Below are 22,066 nucleotides of genomic sequence, written 5' to 3'. Positions count from 1 at the left end.
ACCGGCTCTTGTGCTCGCGAGGGTCTCTCAGGTGGATTCTCTCCGGACCGCCTCGACGCCGAGAAGGCGGTGCACCTCCGGGGCGCCCGCGGGGTCGCGGACCACGCGGTCGACCAGTTCCGCGAGCCGCTGCCCCGAGGGGAGTTCCATGCGGACGGTGCTGAGGCGGGGCCGCAGGAGCCGGCCGAGCAGCAGGTCGTCGGCGCCCATCAGGGCCGTGTCGCCGGGCACGTCCACGCCGGCGTCCTGCAGGGCGCGGAGCAGCAGCATGGCGTACTCGTCGTTGTACGCGAACACCGCGTCGAGCCCCAACTCCCGCCAGCGCCCGGCGAGTTCGACTGCGGACTGCTCGTCGTAGCCGAGGTCGAGGGGGACGACGCGGGCGTCCGGGCGGGCCTCGGCGGCGGCGCGGACGCCCGCGAGGCGGGGCGCGGAGAACGTCCGGTAGCCGGGTTCGCTCGGCACGACCACGCCGATGCGGGTGCTGCCCCGGCCGAGGAGGTGCTCGGCGGCGCAGCGGCCGACGGCGCGCTGGTCCATGAGCAGCGCGTGCGCCCCTTCGACGCGCTGCGGCCCGAGCGTCACGACGGCCTTCGCGCCGGAGCGGGCGAGGACGTGCACGCCGCGCGGCGTCAGCGTGCCGTCGCCGGGCGCGAGGACGGCGACGGGGCGCAGCTCGGCCCAGGCGCGGGCCGCGTCGTCGCCGCTCATGCCGAGGCTGCCGAACTGCACGACGGTGTAGTCGAGCCGGCGCAGCGCCCACTGCAGTTCGCTGAAGAGGTGGCTGTAGAGCCCGCCGACGGGCATGGCCGGCGCGGGCATCAGGACCATCCGGCTGTGCCCGGCCCGCAGACTCCGCGCGGCCGCGTGCGGCACGTACCCGAGCTCGTCGGCCGCCGCCCGCACCCTGCGCCGCGTCGGCTCGCTGATCCGGACGGAGCCGGCGTTGTTCAGGACGTACGAGACGGTGGCGCGGGAGACTCCGGCGAGGCGGGCGACGTCGGCGCTGGTCGGGGTGGACACGCGGGCCGGGCCCGGCGGTCCGGGCGGACTGTCGCGCCGCCGCGCGCGCTCCGCGTCCCGGTGTGCAGGCTGCTCCGGTATGTGCCCCATGACGCCCGCATCCTTGCAGACGCGCCACGGCCGCCCGCGACGGGGTCCCCGCTCGCGCGCACCCCCAACTCCCTTCCCTGCATACCGATTTCGGCCCCACGCCGCTACCGTTCGGGCATACGAACGAGTAACGGAGAGGTGCCCCCCACATGAGTCCCGTACCGCCCGTACCGCCCGTACCGCCGAACGCCTCCGTGCCCGCCTACCGTTCCGCGGGGCTCGCGCACAGCGCGCGGGCGCTCGCCGACGGGGACGTGTCGTCGCGTGCGCTCGTGGAGCGCGCCCTCGCCCGGATCGAGGCCACGCAGCCGACCCTCAACGCGTTCCGGGTGCTGCGCGCCGAGGCCGCGCTCGCCGAGGCCGAGGACGCCGACGCCCGCCTCGCCGCGGGCGAACGCCTCCCGCTGCTCGGCGTGCCGGTGGCGGTCAAGGACGACATGGACGTGGCGGGCGCCCCGACCGCGTTCGGCTGCCGCGGCGACTTCCCGGTGCGGACCGCGGACGCGGAGGCGGTACGGCGGCTGCGCGCGGCGGGCGCGATCGTCGTGGGCAAGGCCAACGCGTGCGAGCTGGGGCAGTGGCCGGTCACCGAGGGGCCCGCGTTCGGCGACACCCGCAACCCGTGGAACACCCGGCACACGCCCGGCGGTTCGTCCGGCGGCTCGGCGGCGGCGGTCGCGGCGGGGCTCGTACCGGCGGCGCTCGGCTCGGACGGGGCGGGCTCGGTGCGCATCCCCGCCGCGTGGACGCATCTGGTCGGCGTCAAGCCGCAGCGCGGCCGGATCTCGACCTGGCCGCACCCGGAGGCGTTCCAGGGGATCACCGTGAACGGCCCGCTGGCCAGGACCGTCGAGGACGCGGCGCTGCTCCTCGACTGCGCGAGCGGCAGCCACGAGGGCGATCTGCACCGGCCGCCCGCGCTCCGCCTGAGCGAGGCCGTCGGCCGCGACCCGGGCCGGCTGCGCATCGCCCTGTCGACCCGGATGCCGTTCACGGCCACCCCGAAGAAGCTGGACCCGGCCGTACGGGCGGCGGTCTACGGCCTCGCGGACCGGCTCGCCGAGCTCGGCCACCGCGTCGAGGAGGCGGACCCCGCGTACGGCCCGATCGGTCTGACCTTCGTGCCGCGCGCGACGGCCGGGATCGCCGAGTGGGCCGACCGCGTGCCGGACCCGGCGCTGCTCGACCCGCGCACCCGGGACGCGGCCCGGCTCGGCCGCGCGCTCGGCGGTGCGCCGCTGCGCTGGGCCCGCCGCGCCGAGGCCGCACTGCACCGCCGGGTGGGCGCGGTGTTCCGCCGCTACGACGTGGTGCTCGCGCCGACCACGGCCACTCCCCCGCCCCGTGTCGGCGCCCTCGCGGGCCTGAACGGGTTCGCCACGGACCGGGCGATGATCGCGGCCTGCCCGTACGCGTGGCCGTGGAACGTCCTCGGCTGGCCCGCCGTCAACGTCCCCGCGGCCCTCACCCCCGGCCGCCTCCCGGTCGGCGCCCAACTCCTGGGCCCCGCCCACAGCGAACCCGTCCTCATCTCCCTCGCCTTCCAACTGGAGGACGACCAGCGGTGGTTCGAGCGGTGGCCCGCCGCATCCGAGGCATGACGGCGGTTCCCCCGACGGTGCGGGTTTCGGACCGGGCCGAAAGCTCTTCGGACGGGTGCGGGGCGGCTGCCACGGTCGTCACCGGAACGACCGACCGACCACCAACCGCATTTCGGGGGAATCATGTTCATCAGCACACGCTCCGTCAGGACCGCGTTCGTCGGCGTCGGCAGCGCCGCACTGCTCGCCACCGGGGGCGCCGCCGCTGTCTCGGCCACACCCGCACAGGACACGACCAGCACCGTCGCCGCCGCCAAGAAGCGGGTCAGCTCCGCCGAGTCGGAGAGCTGGGGCTACGGCAAGGTCGAGTGGACGTACATCAAGGGGCACCGCGGCACCTTCTCCAACATCGACTCCTACGCGAAGGACAAGAGCTGCGACGGCAAGGAGGTCTACGTCCAGCTGCACGCCAGGACCACCGACGGCACCACGTACAAGGTCGGCCTGGCCCAGGACGACTGGTGCTCCAACGGGGGCGACCACTACAACAACCGGACCTGGAAGATCGGCAAGAACGTCAAGTGGGCCCGCGCCGTCGTGTGCAAGAACGAATGGGGCCCCAACAACACCTGCAAGGCGGGCAACAAGAAGTACTACCCCTGGTGATCCGCACACCACGGACGTGAACAGGCCCGGGCGCGCGTCGGTGCGCGCCCGGGCCGAACCGCGTCCGCAGGCCTCAGTCCGTGTCCGTCGCCGCCAGGACCGTCAGGCGGTGGCCGTCGTCCGTGTGGGCGAGGAGGCCCAGGTCCCAGGCGACCTGTTCGAACCAGGGGGCGTCGGACTCGAAGGCGTACCACGTGGAGGCACGAACACGGGCCTCCGTCTCCTCGAAACCGGCGGTCTCCGGCACGCCCGCGAGCGCGGCCAGGGAACGCCACGCGTCGAGCCGGCCGTACGCGCCCCAGCCGCCGTAGTTGTACGCGCCGCCCTGGGACGCGGCGGCGAACAGCACACGCCAGGCGTGGTCCGGCGGGACGGCGGTGACGGTGAGCGCGGGCCGACGCCCCTCGTGCGCGGCGAGGCAGTCGAGGCCGAGGGAGCGGAGCGCGGCGGGCACGGCGGCCTCGGCGAGGGGCTCGTCGAAGAGGAACTCCCGTGCTTCGACGCGGCCGTTGGACTCCTCCGTCCAGTTCCGCACGGCCGCGCCGACGCCCCGCTCCACGGCCTCGGTCGTCGTCTCCACGGCGGCCACGGCGTCTGCCGCGCCCCGGGCATCCGTCGTACGGGCGGCGGCGAGCACCCGCCCTTCCTTGGCAGGGCCGTACGGCATGCCCCAGCTGCTGCCCGTCGCGCCGTGCCGGGGCAGGTCCGCGTGGGCCTCCAGGTCGGAGCGGGTCAGCGGCAGGCGGCGCAGCGGGTGGTGGAGCCAGTGCCGGGAGGTCGCCCAGGCCGCGATGCGCGGGATGCCCGCCACCGGCACGCCCCGGAGCACCAGTTCGTGGACGAGGCAGGCCCGCAGCTCCTCCGACGCCCGCTCGGTGAACGCGGCGGCGAGGTGCTCGGGCGGCTGCTCGGACGCCAGCATGGACGCGGTCGTACGGTCCAGACCGCGCCGCGCGACCTTCGGCAGGGCGACGAGGCGCAGGGCCTGGACGACGTTCTCCCGCCCGGGCGTGGTCGCGAGCCGCCGCAGCACGTGGTCGAAGACGCTGCGGTACGGCCAGGACTGCCGCTCCGGCCCCCACAACTCCCCCAGGGCGCACCCGAGTTGCCCGAGGAACTGCACGTCGCCACGCGCGTGCGCCTCGTCCACGACCGCGTACACCGGGTTCACGTCCCGCGCTTCGGGCAGCCCGTCGAGAACCTCCCGCACCCGTGCATCCACCGCCCCGCCCCCTGCTCCCTGCCTCACGCAGGCAGAAACGGGCTCGGCGCTCCGTGCCAAGAGATGCGCAGGATGTCACGGGCACGGGTGGCTGCAACAAAGAGCTGGTTGCGGCTCTTCCTCAGCTCGCGTTCGTAGCGCTTGGGATCCCTCTTCTCGTACTTCTCGACGACCGAGCTGCGGGGTAGGACTCCCTCGCTCGCACCGACCACCGCAAGTTTCTGATACTCAAGTCCCTTGAAGCGATGCATGGTTCCGATGTGAACCTCGCCGTCGCCCTGCGGACCGTCCTTGGTGAGGGTGGCGGTGGTGATGCCGTGCTTCCTCTCCAGGTCGGCCACGACCCGGCCAGCCATGTCTCCGTCGACCACGCAGACGGCCATGGCACCACGTGGGTCGCGGACGGTGCCGTCCTCGGTGGGCTGAACGATCTCCTCGCGCCAGCTTTTCAGCGCCGCGGCGAGCTGACCGATCTCGTCGTCCCAATCGACACAGGAGACAAGTTCTGGTTCGGGGCCCCGCAGCAGCGAGTGGTAGCCGTCCAGGTTGTCGGTGCCGTCGTCGAGATCGTCGTATGTGGTGTCGCCGACGACCATGGCAGCCTTGTGGAGAATCTCCTGCGTGGTGCGGTAGCTGAGCGTCAGCTTCGAGGATCGACCGCGGATGTTGATGCCGACGGTGGACAGGGTGACTTGGCGGTCGTAAATGCGCTGGTGGGTGTCGCCCGCGATGAACAAGTCGTCGGGTCCCTGGGCCACCATCGCGCGCAGCATCTTCCAGTGGGCCGGGCTGAGATCCTGGGCCTCGTCGACGACGATGTGTCGGTAGCGGTGCTGCAGGTAGCGCATGCCCGAACTCTTGGCATCGAGGTGAATCAGGTCGCCGCCGCCGACCTCTTCCTTACGCTCGGCACGGCGCTGGATCTTACGGGCGCGGTCCATTTCATAGCGCGCCGCGCGCTCGGCGGCCTGGGCCCAGGTCTCGCGGCTGCTGCCGTTCAGGCGCAGGGTGAGCTGATCGAGAATTTTCCAGACGACAGCTCGTTCTGGTCGCGTCAGAGCCTTTCCCATGCCGGCCCGGCGAGCCTTGAAGTAGTCCTGGCGGGTGGCCAGGGACTGGCCGAGGACGATCTGTTCCCACTCGTCCAGGAGAAACTCCGCGTCCCAGCGCTGCTCGTCGTACTCGAAGAGGATCTCGCGCAGGACTTCCAAAGCATTTTCGTCGGTGGTGAGGGAGCGCAGGGAGCCAGGGGCGGTGTTCTCGTTCAGGACACCCTGGGCGAGCTGATCGATGTGCTTGATGTCGACGCGGTCAAGCAGCTCGGGTCCCATGAGGGAGGTGAGGCGCGATCGCAGGTCGGCGGTGAGGTTCTTCGTGTAGGTGGTGAGCAGAATCGGCTTGCCGTGCCCGGCTGGTAGCTGCGACGCGAGACGGGCTACGCGGTGCAGGGCGACGATGGTCTTCCCGGTGCCCGGACCGCCGCTGACCCGGGCGGGGCCGTTGTAGTGCCTCTCGACGACCTTGCGCTGGGTGGGGTGGAGATAGACCTTCCAGGCGCGAAAGTCGCCTTCGGCAAGTACGTTGCGAATGTCGTCGTCGACGGTGGTGACTGCGGTGCGGGACAGGGCCGCGGCCATGTCGTCCTCGAAGCCTGGCTCGAGTTCAGCAGCAGCAGGCCGGGTGATCTCATGCTCGACCTCCTGAATGTCCATTCCGGAGCCGAGCCCGGTGAGAACCTCGGCAGTCAGCCGGGGCGCGCCGGCAATGAGTTGATCGAGCTCCTCCTCAGTGGTCACCCTGAGCGCGAGGTCGATGAGGGCCTCGGCAACTCCGAGTCGGCGCAGGTCCTCGGCGGTGCAGTCGCCGATCACTGGCCGCTCGTCCGCAGCGGTGACAGGGGTGGCCACCTCTTCATCCGGGACCTGGACATGCGGATGGGCGGCTGGGGCAGCGGGCAGGGAGGCCTCGGCCTCAAGCGCGGTCCCAGCCCCGGGCTCGTCCGCGGCCGGCGTCAGGTGCACACCAGCACGCTGCAGCACGCTCTGGCCGACCACGCCCAGGTCGACGAACTCGATCTCACCGGTGATCCGGTTGATCGCGACGGACAACTCCTCGTAGACATCCTTGCGGTGCCGCACAGCCACGACGAGCCACTGCTGCACACCGTCGGCCCCGATCCCGGCACGCGCCAGTAGGGCCCGATACTTGGGGTTGATTTTGGCCCGGTAGATCCGCCCGTCGCCCTTGAGCGGCTTCAGGTCAAGGCTCGGGTGGTCGGGGTCCTGCCGGAACAGATGACAGAAGTCGTAGAACTTCGTCTTGACTGACGAGTCCATCTTGTAGAGCTCGTTCTCGGCCTTCTGGTACAGGCTCAGGCGGGCTGTCATCGTGCGGCACCCTGTTCTTCGGAGTCGGGCAATGCGGAGAGAAGTGTGTCAAGGTCGGCGAGCCATGCCTCAACGGTCTGGACCGTGAATCCGGCCTCGCGATAGGCGCCCCAGGTCTTGACGCTTTCCTCGTCCTCTTCGTCGTACGGGTCCACCATCACGGCGATCTTGTAGTGCGCGTCGTGCCAGGCGAAGTCGGCGAGCCAACCGCGTTCGCCGAGCTCGTAGCCGTACGCGGGGGCCTTCTTGCCTCCGTCCGCCAGAAGGTGAGCGAGGCGGGTGAGTGGCGCTTCGGGCTCATCCTCGTCGAGGAGCTCGAGGATTTCCCGGTCCCAGAGCAGGTCGCGCAGGGCGGCCTCCGCGCGCGTGTCACCCACAGGTTCGCGCGCGATCAGGTCGACGCCGGCTGCCGGAGCGCCGTACCGCACGACCAGTGTTTCGAGTTCGCCGACGCCACCGAGCGCCTTGAGCACTGATGGATCGAACTCTCCGGCTGCCGACGTCGTCAGCTGAACGCCGTCGCCGCCGTCGTAAGCAAGGAACTGCAGGATGTTGGACCACTGGAGCCAGGAACGCCAGCGTGCCTTGTGCCCAGACGTGCCGAGCTGCGCCAGATCGGTGTCGTCGAGGCAGGCCAACGCGGTGAAATGCTGGGTGACGCTGTCGACGAGGAAGGCGACGGGCAGGCCGGAGACATCGCAGCACTGGAACAGGTTGAGGGTGCCGGACCCCGTGACCGGTGCCGAAGCGACTGCATCTGAATTGCCCCAGGCCTGCAGGATCAAGTCGAGCGATTCGCGGGCCTGTTGCGGGTTCCCGTTGCCGACGAGCTGCTCCTTGGCCCCACCCAGCAGGCCTCCCACCACGGCGGTCGCCCGCTTGCCCCAGACCCCGTTGTCAGGGCCGCGCAGATAGGCGAGCAGCATGCTCATCGGGTCAGCGAATGCGGTGTCGGCCAGGTCGTCCCCGTACAGTTGCTTGGCGAGGTCGCGGGCGCTGTGCGGGTACGGAGGCCACACGGGGTCGCTCGTCTCCGCTGACCTGCTCGTCTTTCGCTCGAAGGTCTCCAGGTCGTCCCATGTCAGTTGAAACACGATGCGGCCGTCCGCTCGCAGCCGGTTGCGCTTGTCGGCGTCGCCCGCGAGGCGGTTGTGCTTACGCGTGGCGTGGTAGCGGTGCCCGTCCAGATAGACGGTGATCTTCTGCTTGGGACCGTCGGTGCGCTCAAAGGTGAAATCGGTGCGGGTGAAGCCCTCGTTTCGCTGGGCTGTGAGCCGCCATCCATGCACCGTCCCGGACTCGCCGAGGCGCAGGTATCCGCTGTTGTCGCCGCTTTCGTCGAGGACGGTGTCACCACGTTCAGCTGCCCAGTTGCGGAGGGCCCTGACGAAGCGGGCCTCGAGGTCTGACTCGACCTGACCGTCGAGACCGATCTGGTCGGTGTTGCCGACCTTCTCGGTCTCCCAGGCGTCCGTGTCGGTGCCGAGGAGTTCGTCGAGGATTTCTAGAGCGGTCACCCGCGAAACCTGCTCGGTGTGCCGGTCGGCGGCGTAACGGAGCATGCACTGGTGGCAGCCTTGTCTGTCCTGGCAGGAGCAGTCGGCCAGAATTCGGCGGGCGTCCTCGAGGACCTGGCGGAAAGCGGCCGGGTCGGTGAGCCGGTCGAGGTAGCCGGTACCCTGCGGCAACTGGTCGTACAGAACCAGGAAGTTGCGCCTCTCGCCGGTGGCCTGGTCAGGCATGGCGGCCAAGGTGGTGTCCAGGTGCTGCGGGTCACCGCCGAAGGCGCGGTCCACGCCGAGGCGCAGGGCTGCCTGGAAGGAGTGGATCCTCTCCTCCACCAGGACGGTCGCGGCCGGAAGCAGAATGCGCAGAGCCTCCGTGTCCAACTCGTGGGCCAACAAGACCTGTTCCTGCGGAACGCCCTTGGTGCCGCGCCGGACCGGGCACCACGGCGTGTGGTGCTTCACTTCGCTCTGCCGGTTGGCGGAGCTGTCGACCGCGTCGCGGTCGTCGTCGAAGACCGGCCGACCGTCCGCGCTGGCGGCTCCGCAGGAGGTACACACCTGGAACGGTGCAATGCGTACGCTCATGCCCGCGAGCTGGTCGTTCTCCTGGGCACCGATGCGCAGCGGCCCGACGTTGATGCTGCGGATCACAGCCTTGCGGGTGTAGTCGACGCCGAAGATCTCCCGCTTGTGCCGCCATGACTTCCCCGCGACGAAGTGCTCGGGCGCAATGTCCACCGTGTCGATCACGGTGTAGAAGCGGCGGTCGCGATCGTCGCTCTCGTCGCCGATCCGCGCATCGTCACGCTTGGCGCGCGCGGTGACGACAGTGGGCTTGACGATCTGCCACAGGCTGCCGGAGTCGGCGATGCCATCGTCGCCGCAGCGCGAGCAGGGGGAGATGTCGGTCTCGGCGTTCTCGGTGCGGACGTAGCCACAGGAGGGGCAGAAGCGCCAGGTTCGCCAGTCCTGCTCTTTGCCTGTGACGATGTCGATGCCGGTGATGCGGTGCTTGTAGCCCTCGGCGTAGAACGTGTTGCCGGGGGCGAGTTCGGACAGGGCGTAACGGCGCGGCCGTTCGTAGGAGTACGTCTTCGACTTGTAGCTCGGCTTCTGACCGGCTGTCGTGGGTTCGGGCCAGTAGACAGTGGCTGCCAGGGTCGTCGTGGCGTCGATCAGTGCGTAGTTCGGCAGCAGACCGATGTCGCAGAGGACGTTCTGGGCGGGCTGTCGCTGCCGTGCCGCGCCGGTTTTGGAGAGGGCACGCCCTTCGGCCTCCAACTCGGCTCTGGTGTGCTCCTGTTCCTTGTCGCCGTCCTTGAGCTCGTCGATCGCGGCACGGATGGTCCTGATCCGGCTGCGCAATTTCTGGTTCTCCCGCTCCCACTCCCTCTCGGCCTTCTCGACAGCGCTGCGGATGCCACGTGTGGCGTACTTCTTGAGCTCATCGGCGGCAGTGTCGCTCACGCCGGTCGGGAAGAGGTCCAGGAACCCGGCGACCAGTTCCTCGCCGTGTGCGAGGGCGGCATCGACGAAGTCGGCGAGATAGCCCGAGGGCCCGAACAGCTCGTCCACCCTGCGCGACAGTGCGGCCAGCGGCTTGCCATCCTCCCGCAGCAGCCGCCCGCGCGCCGCAAGGTCGAGCAGATGCGCGGTGTACTGACGGCGCAGGATCTCGATCGCCGAGAGGTACGAGCCGGGCGGCACGATCAGGCCGTCGATCATCTCGCGCGGCCGCTCCAGGTAGTACTGGTCACGCCGCGAACGGTCCGGAACTGTCAGGAGAAACGCATTGCCGGTACGCCGTCCGGCGCGGCCCGCCTGCTGCGCGTAGCTCGCCGGCCGGCGCGGTAGCGCGCCGAGCACCACGGCGGACAGGTCTCCGATGTCGATGCCCATCTCCAGCGTGGGCGTGCAGGACAGCACGTTCGGGTCGTTGAAGCCCTCCCCCTTGCGGAAGGCCTCCTCGACGCGCTCGCGCCGGCCCCGGGAGATGAGGCCGGTGTGCTCGGCCGTGATGACCTGGTACGTTCCGGCCCGCCGGTACAAGCTGCGGTAGTAGTCCTCACGGTAGTCGCGATCCCGGTCGTGCCGGTCCACACTCTCCCGCCACCGGTCCCCGGCGATCAGCCGTCCGTTCGAGCAGCGGTACGCGGGGCAGGGCTGCTGGTGGTACTGGTCGAGCAGTGTGGGGTGAACGGTCTGCTCCCAGAAGCACTTGGGGCAGCGCACATACGCCTCGTTGACCTCCTTGTCGGCGAGCAGCTGCAGCCGCAGCGCACCGGGCTGGAGTCCGTACAGGCGGGCCGTCGTGTCGCGCGGAGTGCGTGCCGAGAGCAGCCCCGCATCGGCGAGGCGGGGCAGGAGGCGCACCCAGAAGTCGTCGGCCTGCTCGCGGGTCATGTCCAGGCATCGCTGCGCCCACGACTGGAACCAGGAGAGCCGCCCGGCCGCGAAATCGAATTCGCTCTTCTCCTTGGGGCGAGCCAGCAGGAACGTCGGCGCGGAGACTCCCCTCGGGAAGGCCTTCATTCCGGGCGGCCGGCCGCCCCATATGTGGAAGCGGCTCGTGCCCGCCTCGTCCAGGAACTTGGCGAGCCACCGGTGACCGACCGCGCCGCGCGTGCGCAGCCGCTCCAACGTCCCGCGCAGCATGGCGAGATGGCGTGCGTCGTCGTGCTCGGTGATCTGCAGCCCGCGTTGAGTTGCCTCTTCGTGTGCGGTACGCACGAGAGCGATCGCGGCCTGCACATCGGGAATGTGCACCCAGGAAGCAGCGGTACGGGTCAGCTCCAGAGTTCGCCCGTTGCGGGAGCGGTGGCCGAACTCCATCACCGCCTCGAACGCGAAGCGTTCCCCGATGAGATCCCATGTCCGCCTGTCCCCACCGCGTCCTCTGCCCGAGAGCAGCCGATCCACGCCGGCATCATCGTGCAGATCGGGCGGTACCACGGCAGCGAGCGTCTCGCGGTCGGTGGTGGCCTCGACCACATCGGCGACCAGGTCGTTGAGTGCGCTGGGCCGCTGCTCGGACAGATGCTTGGCGAACAGGGCGCGCAGGGAGAAGGTGTACGAGCGCGACGCGACGAATCCAGCCCGGTGCGCGGCGTCCTGCACCGAGTCGTTGAACATCAGCGTCTTCGTCTCGCGCTGCCCCTTGTCCATCTCCCCGCCGGTGAACAGCTGCGTGACGGATGCAGCGGCAAGTGCGGCCGAGCCGGTGCCGAGGAAGCGGATCGCGTTGTGGGTGCCGCAGGCCGGGCACCAGTCGTCCTTGGCGGCCCGCTCGGCGGTGTCGCCGAGGAGGACGAGCACGAAGGCCGAATCAGCAGTCGCGGGGCGCGGGTTGCCGTCGCCGTCGTAGTCCTCGACCGGATCGGGCAGGCGCAGGCGGCCCGAAGCTCCGTCGAGGATCATGAGGACCCCCGCACCGCCGGTGGTCAGCGATTTCTGCGCGGCACGGTCGATCGGCGTCCGGCCGTTGCCTTCTCGGGCCTCGTTGTCGGTGGCCGCCACCAGCGTCCGCGTCTTGGCCTTGTCGGAGGTCACGGAGGCCCGGCGGATCTTGTGGGGCTTGAGGGTCAGCTCCTCCATGTCCGACTCGGGCGCGAGGACTGACCACCCGGAACGCCCGCACTCGCGGCAGTACACGGCCGGCAGGAACAGGTCGGTGTCACGGGAGGTCGTGGTCTCCGGCGTGGCCCGCGATGCCGCCGGCGCTCCGTCACCGTCCCACGCGAACTTGGCCTGCGGCCACGGCAGTACGCCTCGCAGCAAACGTGTCACGGAGCGCGCCCACTGATGGAGCTCCACCTGCACGAGAGGACGGGAGATACTAGCGGGAGCCTCCGGATCGCGAGCCACGGAGAGCAGGGCGACGAACCGGGCGAGCGCGAGCGCTGCGAGGTGCGGGCGGGTGGTGATCGCCTCTTCCCAGCGCTTCGCACCACTGCGGCGCATCACGTCGAGGATTTCGTCGTATGTACGGACGTTGCCGTCGAAGGCCTTGAGGACGGCGTAGGTGAGGCGGCTGCGCTTGAGGGCGCTTCCGAGTTCGACGGGGTCGGTGAGGCGGGCGCCGGTGACGACCTCGGCGAGTGCGGCCAGCGCATCGGCGCCGGACGCCGGGTCGGGCAGGGCCGTAATGGCCTCGGGGAACGGAACTTCGCCGGGCAGGAACTTCGCATCGGGGATGAACTCGTCCACGCTCTGCCGGTCCTCACCGACGATCGCGTCCTCGGTGAAGGCGGTGCCGAAGACATTCGTGGCAACGGTCAGCAGGTCGCGTACGCCGTCGGCGTCGGTCCCGGAGGCGAGGGTCGCGGAAGTGGCGACGGGCGTGATCGTGCCCAGCGGCAGGCCGGGTCGGGTGGCGCCGACGGCGGAGGCGAGGCGGCGCAGGAGCATGGCGACGTCGGTTCCCTGCGCGCCGTCGTAGGTGTGGAACTCGTCGACGACGACGTACCGGATGTCGCACTCCTCCCACAGGGGTGCGTCGGCGGCACGCTGGAGGAGCAGGTCGAGCATCTTGTAGTTGGTGATCAGGATGTCCGGCGGGGACAACTGCATGTCCTGGCGGCGGGTGTAGACCCGCTCGTACTCCGTCGCGGCTTTGTCGCCGATGTACAGCCCTGCGCGGACATGGCTCAACTCGTCGTGCTCGGTGAGCAGTTCGTTGATACGGCCGGCTTGGTCGGTGGCCAGGGCGTTCATGGGATAGAGGAATACGGCCTTGACGCCGTTGCGGCCCGCGGCACGCTCGCGGGCGCAGTGGTCGAGGACCGGGTAGAGGAACGACTCCGTCTTTCCGGAGCCGGTGCCGGTGGTGACGAGGGTCGGCTCAGGGGTGTGCCCGTGGCGTGTGGTGAGACGCGCAAACGCCCGGGCCTGGTGCGCGTACGGCGTCCAGCCGTCGGCGCGACGCCAGTCCAGATGCTCCTGCCAGCCGTCGTCGGCGCTGGTGAAGGGGGTCCGCAGGCGGAGGTACGGCCCGCGGAACATGCCGCTCGTCTCGTCGCCGAGAAACGCGTGCAACGCCTTGCGCACACCCTCGTCGGCGAGCCCGTACGTGGTGGACAGGTACTGGAGCAGACTCTCCTTCAGCCCCTGCGCTTCGAGCGTCGGCCTCACGGCTGCGGAACCTCCATCTTGACGGGGTCCCACAGACCCTTGGCGATGGCCTCGTCGAGGCGCTCGGTGAAGTAGGCGTGCGCGGCGCGCATTTCGCGCTCGCGGTCGGCCTTGTAGAAGGGGGCGGTGTAGCCGTCGGGGGCGGGAGCGGATTCGGGGAGAGGGGTGGCGGGGTCGGCGGGGAGCACGCCCTCGGGGCTCGGGTCGCCCACGGCCTCGCGAAAAGCTTCGAACTGGGTCCAGTGGTCCTTGGTCTGGTCGAAGCCGTAGGCGTACCGGTCCCCCGCGATCTTCCGCTCAGCGGCGTCGAAGTACGTCACGCGGTCGAAGTCCTGCATGATCGGGAAGCGGGCCCGGTACATGGCGATGAGGGTGTCCGCGTCGATGCCCAACCAGACGGCGACCAGCGCGTCGATCTCCACGAGGGCGGCGCGGCGGGCGTATTCGGTGCGGAGTGGAGTGCCGCGCTCCCAGTCGGAGGTGACGGCGTGCAGCTCGGTCCGCATACCAGGCCAGGTGATCGCCCAGGGCTCGTACGCCTGCCACTTGGGATCGTGGAGCTCGGACCAGAGGTCGGCGTAGGCGGAGGTCAGGCAGTTGAGGCGGAGGGTGCGGACGAGGAGGGCTGGGGCGAGGGGGTGGTCTTCCTGCGGGGCCGGAATGCTCTTGACCTGAGCTACGTCGCAGTGGCCAGCGCCTGTAGTGCGCAGCAGATAATCCACTGGAACTGCAGCAAGAAAGCCCGCAGCGAGGGCGGTTAGACACCGGGAGGGAAGACACGCGGAGTGCACCGCGTGGATGTGTGTTGTCCCCGGCGGAATGAGAGCAGCGTACAAAGCCCGCTCCGTGTCCGGGGCAACCATCTCCCGCCACGCGACCCGATAGTTCTCACTGTACGGCCTGCGTGAATCACTCAGCAGTGCAGCGTCAATCTGTTCGTCCGTGACCTCCACCAGCTCCGAGTCGTGCAACCCTGCAAGCTCTCGGCGAACCCGCCGCCGCACCTCTTCAGAAGTGTGCAGCGCCTCATACGCCGCCCGGTCGGTCCAACGGTCCTGCTGGCCCAGGAACACCTCTTGCTCCGCAACTCGTCGGTACTCCGACTCCGGCACAGCATCGTCCGGCAACACTCTCGGGTCGAGTCCTCGGACTTCGCCACCACCCTGGCTGGGTTGCTTGAACAGCGGGTTAGCTACACCAATCTGCGGGCCCTTCAGGACCACCTCGCTCCAGGAGACCGCATGGAAATCGTCCTGACCGTGGGTCGCACTGTTGTATTCGATGAGGCACTGGTCCTTATTGGGACCAAACCGCGCCTTCTTTGCTGCGCCTTCATCGAATCCGATAAAGACCTGCGTGTCGAGCGCTCCGACACGCAACGGAAAAGTCCCCAAGGCGTCGATCGCCGGATCCTCAGCCGTGCTCACGGGCGTGAGCAGACGGGTGTGCTCGACCAGTCCTTCATCGCCAGCCAGTCGCTGCCACCGTTCGAGAGTGCCTGCCGTCACTCGGACGACACGCTTCGGGTGTGGGCGCTCGTCCCAGTCCCCGTTGTACTTGACGCCGGGGTCAGCACCTCCCCCCTTGGCATTGGCAGATTCGCGCAGAGCATCAGCCGTGAAGAGCCAAGAGAGCGAGTCGAAGTCAATCTCCCCGGCTGTCCCATAGATGTGCACACCGAAGTGGCTAGAACGACCAACCGGCGGCGGGAAGAAGCGGTTGCCTGCGTTCACAAGGTCGCCGTGTACCCGCAAACGCCGGTACGCTTCCGCCCTCAGGTTTACCTCTTTGGCCCCGGAGAAGTGCGTATCAGGGTGCACCATTCCGGCAGTGCCACCCACACTCGAGTGGTCCCACAACTCGCACATGAACGCCCGGTACAAGTCCGGCTTTGAGCCAGAAATCAGCGGATAGACTGCCTCGCTCCCCAAATACGATGCGATCGCCGACGTGTTTGTGGCTTCACCCAGCAGATACTTCTGGACCTCTACACGCGCAAGCTCAGCCTCGCGACGATGCGCCTTCTCCGTAGCCTTCGGCTTCTCCGTAAGCATGAACCACGGCTCGTACTCCGCAAGGACAGAGTTCTCCTTCCAATGCGGCCGCACCCAAGGCGGATTCCCCACCTGCAAGTCGAACCCGCCGGTCTTCCCCGCGAACACCCCCGCGAAGTCCAACTCCCAGTGCAGGAACCCCTGTTCATCAGCGATGTCCCGTACCACCCGCATCCACGGATACCGCTGCTCGACCGCCTTCAGCGGGTCGTCCATGTCCATCTCGGGCTGGCTCTGGATCACCTCTTCGAGGTGCTTCAGCTCCTTCAGGGAGTCGACGGAGGAGACGATCGTGCCCTCCTTCACGTCTCGTCGACCGACCATGGACTCCAGGAAGTCGAGCCAATCCCCGAGGCTCATCAGCGGGACGATCGGGCGGCGAGGTGCCGGGCCCTTGGCCTTCTTCTCGCCCAAAGCCGTCTGCTTCTTCTTGATCTCCTGCTGCTCGACGACCTCACCCTCGCCGTCGACCCCAAAGGCCATCTGCTCGACGACCTGTGGAGCCGCCACCGACGCCAGCAACCGGTCCAGGTCGACGCCCTCCTCCGCCGCGATGACCGGCGCCGTCGCGTACTCCGGGTCCGTGCCGTCCAGCAAGCCCACCTTGTCCAGCGGCCAGAACCACAGCGCGCACCACGCGTCCATGACTTGCTTGAGCCGCCAGTACGGAGACCCCTCCGCCTCGAAGAGGCCCGCGAAGACCTGCTCCTTGGTCAGCGGCAGCGCGCCATCACCCGCGTCTTCCTTGTCGCGCCGCAGGAAGCTGTACTCCTCCCCCTCGGCACCCCACACGTCGATCGTGCGCGCGATCTCCCGCTCGCTGAGCTCCATCCGCTTGGCGACGAGCTCCCACAGGAATTCGACGCGCCGCGCCACCGCCTGCAATCGGGCGAGTTCACTGCTCTTCCCGCCCGTCGTCTTCGGCTTCTTGCCGATGGCCGTCTTCCACGCCTTCAGCTGCCGTACCTGCTCCCCGGCCAGCTCCTCGACGAGTTTCTTCGCATCGCCGCCTGCGCCGGCGACAGCGCCCCACCCAGGAGTGGGCAGCAGGAACTGATGCACGGCCCCCTTGGGCAGCGCCTGCTCGCTGCCGTCCTCCCGTGACCGGAACGGCAGCTTCGTGGGCGTAACCGCCCCGATCGTCCGCTCCTTCTTCACCTGGTCCGCCTCGTACACCCAACGCCGCGCCCCGATCAGCGAGTTGCCGCGCCGCAGGTGCAGTCCGAACCACGGTGCGCGCATGCCGGGATGCATGGTGTTCAGCCACAAGGACACCTCGGCCAGCTCGACACCCGTGGCGTTCAGATCGATCCCGTATGCGTTGTGCAGCGCGATGTACGCCTTGACCTTCTGCTTCGCGTCAAGTGCCTTCGAGGTGTCCAGGCTGACGCCCAGCTCTTCCTGTCGCCGCTTCAGATACTCCTCGGCGACCTGGTTGATCGCCTCGTTCAAGAATGCGCCGGAGCCCAGCGCCGGCTCGCAGATCGTGAACTTCAGCAGGTCGCTGGCCCGCGTCTCCTCCGTGATGCGGTGCTTGAGCGCCAGCTCGACCGTGACCTTGGTCAGGGACTCGGGTGTGTAGTACGACGCGGAAGTCTCACGGTCACGTCCCGCGAGCCGGTAGACGAAGGTGCCCTTGGCGTACTTTTTCGGCCCGCGCAGGCCGTACTGTTCGGCGTCCTGCGCCGAGTACACGACGTGCGTGTTCTCGGGGTAGTCGCACAGCCGGTGCGCGGGGATTAGCCACGAGCCCTTCTCCGGGTCGCCGAACTGCTTACCGCCGCTCTTGTTGCCCGGCTTGGCGACCTCGGCGAGCTCCTCGTCCGCGATCCTGCCGGTGTAGGACATCAACCCCTCGTAAACCGCGCCGAGTTGGTTGATCCCCAGATTCCGGTACGAGATGAAGCCGCCCTGCCGACCCTTCGCGCCCGCCTCCTTCATGGTCAGGAGGCGCAGCACTTGGTGCAGGGCCTCGTTACGCAGGCGCAGGTCCAACCACTGCGGCTCCTCGTCCTCCTCGCATTCGGGATGGAGGACGCTGCGGCCGATGAGTGTGATGGCCTTCGGGGCGAAGAGTTCGCTACGCAGTGCCTCGAAACGAAGGCCGCGCAGCTCACTGGACTTATCGGCGTCCAGCTGCTCATGGCGCTCGGTGCCGTGCGAACGATGACCGAAGTTGACCTTGTTGAAGAGAACGTCGAGGGACGCGTACAGGTGGAAGCCGCCCCGGCTCTCCTCCTCGACCAGCTTACGCTCGCGCGACACCAACTCCCGCAGCCGGGCGACCGAGTAACCGGCCTCATACGTGGAGTCGTCGGAGGGCAGGATGCCGAGCTCGGGGCGGGCCTCGGCGTACAAGAGGAACAGGATGCGGTAGAGGTAGCGCAGCGACTCACGGGTGAGCTGCTTGGCGAAGGGACCCTGCTGTGGGTCCTCGATCTCGATCGGCTCGACGCCCGCCTCACGCAGGCGCTCCAGTACCTCGTTGGCGATGATCTCCACGGAGCGCTGAAGGCCCTTGCGCAGCTCGGAGTTGACGCCTACAGCGTTGTCGCGGGACGCCTTGAGCAGATCGTCGATGCGACGGCCCTTGCCGTCCGCGCGCGGGGCGAGCATGTCGTGAGAGAAGAGTGCGGCAAGCAGTGCGAGCTCGCCGGACTTCGACGTGTCGTTCCGAGCCAGGGCCGCGTCCAAGCTCGCAGCGATGTAGCGTCCTTCGGCCCAAGCCGTGCGGTCGGCGAGCACGAGGACTCCGCCACACAGAAGCAGCACGATGCGCGGTGCCTCACCTCCCGCCTCGTACAACTCGCTCTGGAACAGCCATCCAGCGAGCTTCTCCCCCGCCGTGATCGTGCCTTCGGCGGTTTTCAGCGGGTACAGGACCGCTCCCGGTCCCTCCGCATCGAGCGCGTCGTCCAGATCGGCGGTCCAGCCACAGTCGAGGGCCACGATGCCGTCACCGTGCCAGGCAACTTGAAGCTCGTACTCCCTGCCGGCGTTGTGCACGGTAAGTGTCCGGCCGTCAGATTCACCGTAGCCCAGGGCGTCGAGGACGTCCTTGTGCCAAGCAGCGACCTGCTCTGCCCGCCCACCGGTCAGGTCCTCACCAGCGCGCGCGAGTTGTGGCCGCACCGTGGCGGTGTATTCGCCGCGCAGCTTCGGAAGGAGTTCGCGCGGCGTGAGCCGGGAATCGTGCGGGTCCGTCTCGCGACTGGTCCAAACACTGAACAGACCTTCGTCACCGGCCTTGTTGCGCTTGAGGGTGTTCTCCAGCTCCTCGCTGAAGTAGTGGCCTGCCAGGTATTCGCCGCGGTTGGTGAAGGAGTCGTAGGTGTAGCTCATCGGGCGGACTCCTCGCGGTGCGTGGCCGGGTGAAGGGGTTCGAGCACGCCGAGGACCCGCAGCATGGGGTCTCCCGCGGTGCGAAGGCGGCGCACAAGAGCACGCCGGCGCTCGGCGGTCTCCTGCACCTCCTGCTTGTGCTTGCCGGTGGAGACCGCGAAGAGGGCTTCCTGCTCCCAGTCGCGCACCTTGTCCTCGTACGGGGCGAGGTAAGCGTCAACCTGCCGGTCGTAGTCGGCGCGGCGCTCGCGCAAGTGTGCCTCGGCCGCGTCGACGGCCGGGGCCACCAGTGCTTGCAGGAGTTTCGGCGCGACGGGCTTGTCACGGCCCGGCATCTCGGGGCCGACACCGCAGGCAGCCAGGAACGCGGAGTTCATGCGCCACACGCGAGGGTCATCCTCGGCGAGTCCTGTGACGGCCATCCATTCGACGACGGTCGGGCGGCCTGCCGCGTTGGAGTAGACGCCCTGGAGGAGGAAGACCGGCCCGGTGAGCGCGGCTGGAAGGGCGGGGTCGATGGCCGCCGCCTTGGCCGAGTCGGGCCGGTAGGCCAGGACGAACGCTTCGTCGTACTTGAGCTTGGCGAGGACCTTGTCCGTCATCCAGTCCAGGACCGGGTGGATGTCGCCGACGTAACTGACGTTGGGCCACTGCGAGGTGGGCTCGTCGCCCTTGCCCTGCTTGGCGTTGCGGGCAGCCTCCAGGCGCTGGGCTGCGTACGCCTTGTCGAAGGTGATCCTCAGAGTGCCGTCATAGCGAGGGGTGGTGAGAATCCTCTCCTGTACGAGGTACGACTTGGGCAGCTCACGGAATCGGTACTGCAAGTCGTCGGGCGGCGTGAACTCGATGCGGCCGCCTGCTGTCTCCGGTCGCCAGCCCAGGGTCTCCCGCTCGGCTTCCGGATAGATCAGGTCCATCGCGGCGTGGAAGTAGGCCCGGGTGTCGGCGAAGACGTGCGGTACATCTGCCTCACGCACCGGAGCCGCGCCCGTCGCGGCAGGGGCAGCGCTCGGGTCGGTCAGCTGGGCGTTGGCGTTCCCGAGGAGCGCGGCGAGGAGGCCGCCTCCTTCCTCCTGGGACTGCTTGATGGACCGGTCGACCGTGCTGCCCTTGATGAGATCGCGTGTGAGGCGGTCCTCTTCCTTCTTGTCGTCGTAGAGGCCCGTGACCGCCTCCGCGCTGCCCTCGCCGCTCTCGATCTCATGCGCCTGGGCCTCGCGGCGCAGGAGGCGGGTGCCGACGAGACGGTCGTCGAGAGTGAATTGCTCGCCGGTCTCCTCGTCGCGCCGCCACGGCACATCGGCGGTGAGGGTGAGGGCGCGGAACTCGGGGCTGACGGCCTGCCCGTAGCGGTCGATGCGGCCGTTGCGCTGCTCGATGCGGATCAGGGACCAGGGCAGGTCGTAGTGGATCAGGTCGTGGCACTGGTGGTGCAGGTTGACGCCCTCGGAAGCGATATCGCCGGTGAACAGCAGCCGCACCGGTTCGTCGGCGCGGCCGAATCGGTCGACGATCTCGCGCTGCTGCTGGTCGTTGGTCGTGTCACCGTGCATGACCTCAACGGCACCGCCGTACGCCTTCCAGGGGCGTGACTCATCGGTTTCGGCCGACTTCTTCGCCGTGAAGCCGAGTCGGGCGGGCACCTCTTCGGCCAGCCAGGTCAAGGTGGCGATCCGCTCCGAGAAGACCACCACGCGGCGCTCGGAGCGGGGGCCGACGCCGAGCTCCTTCAGCGTGCGTACGAGCGCATCGAGTTTGGCGGAATCGGTGTCGGTGAAGTCAGCGAGCAGCGCTTCGAGTTCGCCGAGCGCGTTTCCCTCGACGGCGAGGGCAGAACGGCGCTCTTCGCTCTCGGTCTTGCGCTTGGGGTCTTCCAGGTAGGTCCGACGGTTGGTGACGGACTGCTGCAGGGCCTTGTGTGAGGACAGGAACGCTTTGAGGAAGTTGTAGGCGACCAGCGGGTCCGCGCACACCGACGAGCGATTCCCCGCGCCCGGGGTCCAGTCGGCGGCGAGCTTCTCCAGGACCTCGACCTCCTTGGGAGTCGCCGTGGCCGTCACGGGCAGCGAGGGCCCTCGCTCGGCCCACGGCTTGCCCTTGAGTCCGTCGCGCACTTCCCGATCGGTTTTCGTACGCCGGATGTAGAGGTGGTCGAGATCGGCGACCTTGTAGTTCTTCGGGTCTGCGATCGCAGCCGGGTCGAGCATCCGGATCAGTTCCGCGAAGGACTCCGCGTCGCCGTTGTGCGGGGTCGCGGAGGCCAGGATCAGCGCGTCGGTCCGCTCGGCCAGGCGGCGGGCCAGGCGGTTGTTGCGGGTGCCCTTGTTGACGAGGTTGTGCGACTCGTCGATGACCACCGCGTCCCAGGAGATGTTCTCCAAGTGGTGCGCGTACGTGGCCGACTTGAGGGTGTCGACCGAGACGATGACCCGCTTGAAGTGCGCGAACGGATTCCGTCCGGCCGGGATCTCCTGCTGGATGCGCTGGATGCCCGTGGAGTCGAGCCGTACGAGAGGCAGCGAGAAGCGGGTCCACAGCTCGCGTTGGAACTGCTCGAGCACGTGCGCCGGCGTGATGACGAGGATGCGCTCGCCACGGCCCCGTCGGATCAGCTCGGCCAAGGCGATGCCGATCTCAAGTGTCTTGCCGAGGCCCACCACATCGGCGATCAGGAGTCGAGGCTGCGGGTTACGCATGGACAGCGCCAGCTCAGCGGGGCGCAGTTGGTGTTCCTGCCGGTCCATGAGGTGCGACCCGGCCAGCGCGAGACCGTGCTCGGTCTGCGGCAGGGCAGTCTTGCGGATGACCGCCTCCAGATAGAGGCGCGCCTTGGCGTGCTTGGAGGTGTCGTCGGGCACCAACCGGGTGCGTCGCGGATCGAGGACGTCGATCTGGTCGAGGTCCTGGTAGAACACTGCATCGGTGCCGCGTACGAACGGGGAGACGCCACTGACCTCGATCATCAACCCGTCATGGGACTCGTCGACGGACTTGACCAGCCACTGCTCGTCACGCACGCGCACCTGGGCGCCGGGCGCGAACGCCGCCTTGGTGCCCGGCGAGGCCGCCTGGGCGCCGTTGCGCGCCTCGGGCATCTCGGGTT

At 68.8% G+C, this 22,066-nt stretch carries 8 protein-coding genes; 2 read left to right on the top strand and 6 right to left on the bottom strand.

The annotated features are described in order from the left end of the window. Positions 1-27: 27 nt before the first annotated feature. A complete protein-coding gene (locus ACIDOF_RS17530; RefSeq protein WP_409006823.1) occupies positions 28-1,113 on the bottom strand; it encodes a LacI family DNA-binding transcriptional regulator in 1,086 nt (361 codons plus the stop codon). A gap of 149 nt (positions 1,114-1,262) precedes the next feature. On the opposite strand from ACIDOF_RS17530, the gene ACIDOF_RS17525 reads away from it, so the two are divergent. After that, on the top strand, positions 1,263-2,714 hold the full coding sequence (locus ACIDOF_RS17525; RefSeq protein ID WP_409006822.1) for an amidase: 1,452 nt from the start codon (positions 1,263-1,265) through the stop codon (positions 2,712-2,714). 123 nt (positions 2,715-2,837) lie between these two features. Next, positions 2,838-3,320 (top strand): hypothetical protein, encoded by a 483-nt coding sequence (locus tag ACIDOF_RS17520; protein ID WP_409006821.1) that lies wholly within the window; start codon positions 2,838-2,840, stop codon positions 3,318-3,320. A 73-nt stretch (positions 3,321-3,393) separates the two neighbouring features. Here the strand turns inward: ACIDOF_RS17520 and ACIDOF_RS17515 are convergent, their stop codons facing one another. Genes ACIDOF_RS17515 through ACIDOF_RS17495 form a run of 5 tightly spaced genes read right to left on the bottom strand, consistent with a single transcriptional unit; the run spans position 3,394 to position 22,058 of the window. Continuing rightward, positions 3,394-4,530, bottom strand: a complete 1,137-nt coding sequence (locus ACIDOF_RS17515; RefSeq protein WP_409006820.1) for a DUF6183 family protein — start codon at positions 4,528-4,530, stop codon at positions 3,394-3,396. Positions 4,531-4,565: 35 nt separating this feature from the next. After that, a complete protein-coding gene (locus ACIDOF_RS17510) occupies positions 4,566-6,929 on the bottom strand; it encodes a UvrD-helicase domain-containing protein (protein WP_409006819.1) in 2,364 nt (787 codons plus the stop codon). Continuing rightward, on the bottom strand, positions 6,926-13,567 hold the full coding sequence (locus ACIDOF_RS17505; protein WP_409006818.1) for a DEAD/DEAH box helicase: 6,642 nt from the start codon (positions 13,565-13,567) through the stop codon (positions 6,926-6,928). The genes ACIDOF_RS17510 and ACIDOF_RS17505 overlap by 4 nt, the downstream gene beginning before the upstream one ends. Beyond that, positions 13,564-18,963, bottom strand: coding sequence for a hypothetical protein (locus tag ACIDOF_RS17500; RefSeq protein WP_409006817.1), 5,400 nt, complete (start codon positions 18,961-18,963; stop codon positions 13,564-13,566). Before ACIDOF_RS17500 ends, ACIDOF_RS17505 begins: the two co-directional genes overlap by 4 nt. Next, on the bottom strand, positions 18,960-22,058 hold the full coding sequence (locus ACIDOF_RS17495) for a DEAD/DEAH box helicase (protein WP_409007059.1): 3,099 nt from the start codon (positions 22,056-22,058) through the stop codon (positions 18,960-18,962). Before ACIDOF_RS17495 ends, ACIDOF_RS17500 begins: the two co-directional genes overlap by 4 nt. Positions 22,059-22,066: the final 8 nt, after the last annotated feature.

The organism is Streptomyces sp. Da 82-17, from assembly GCF_046098215.1.
Taxonomy (GTDB): Bacteria; Actinomycetota; Actinomycetes; order Streptomycetales; family Streptomycetaceae; genus Streptomyces.
This window is presented reverse-complemented; position numbering and strand designations above follow the sequence as displayed.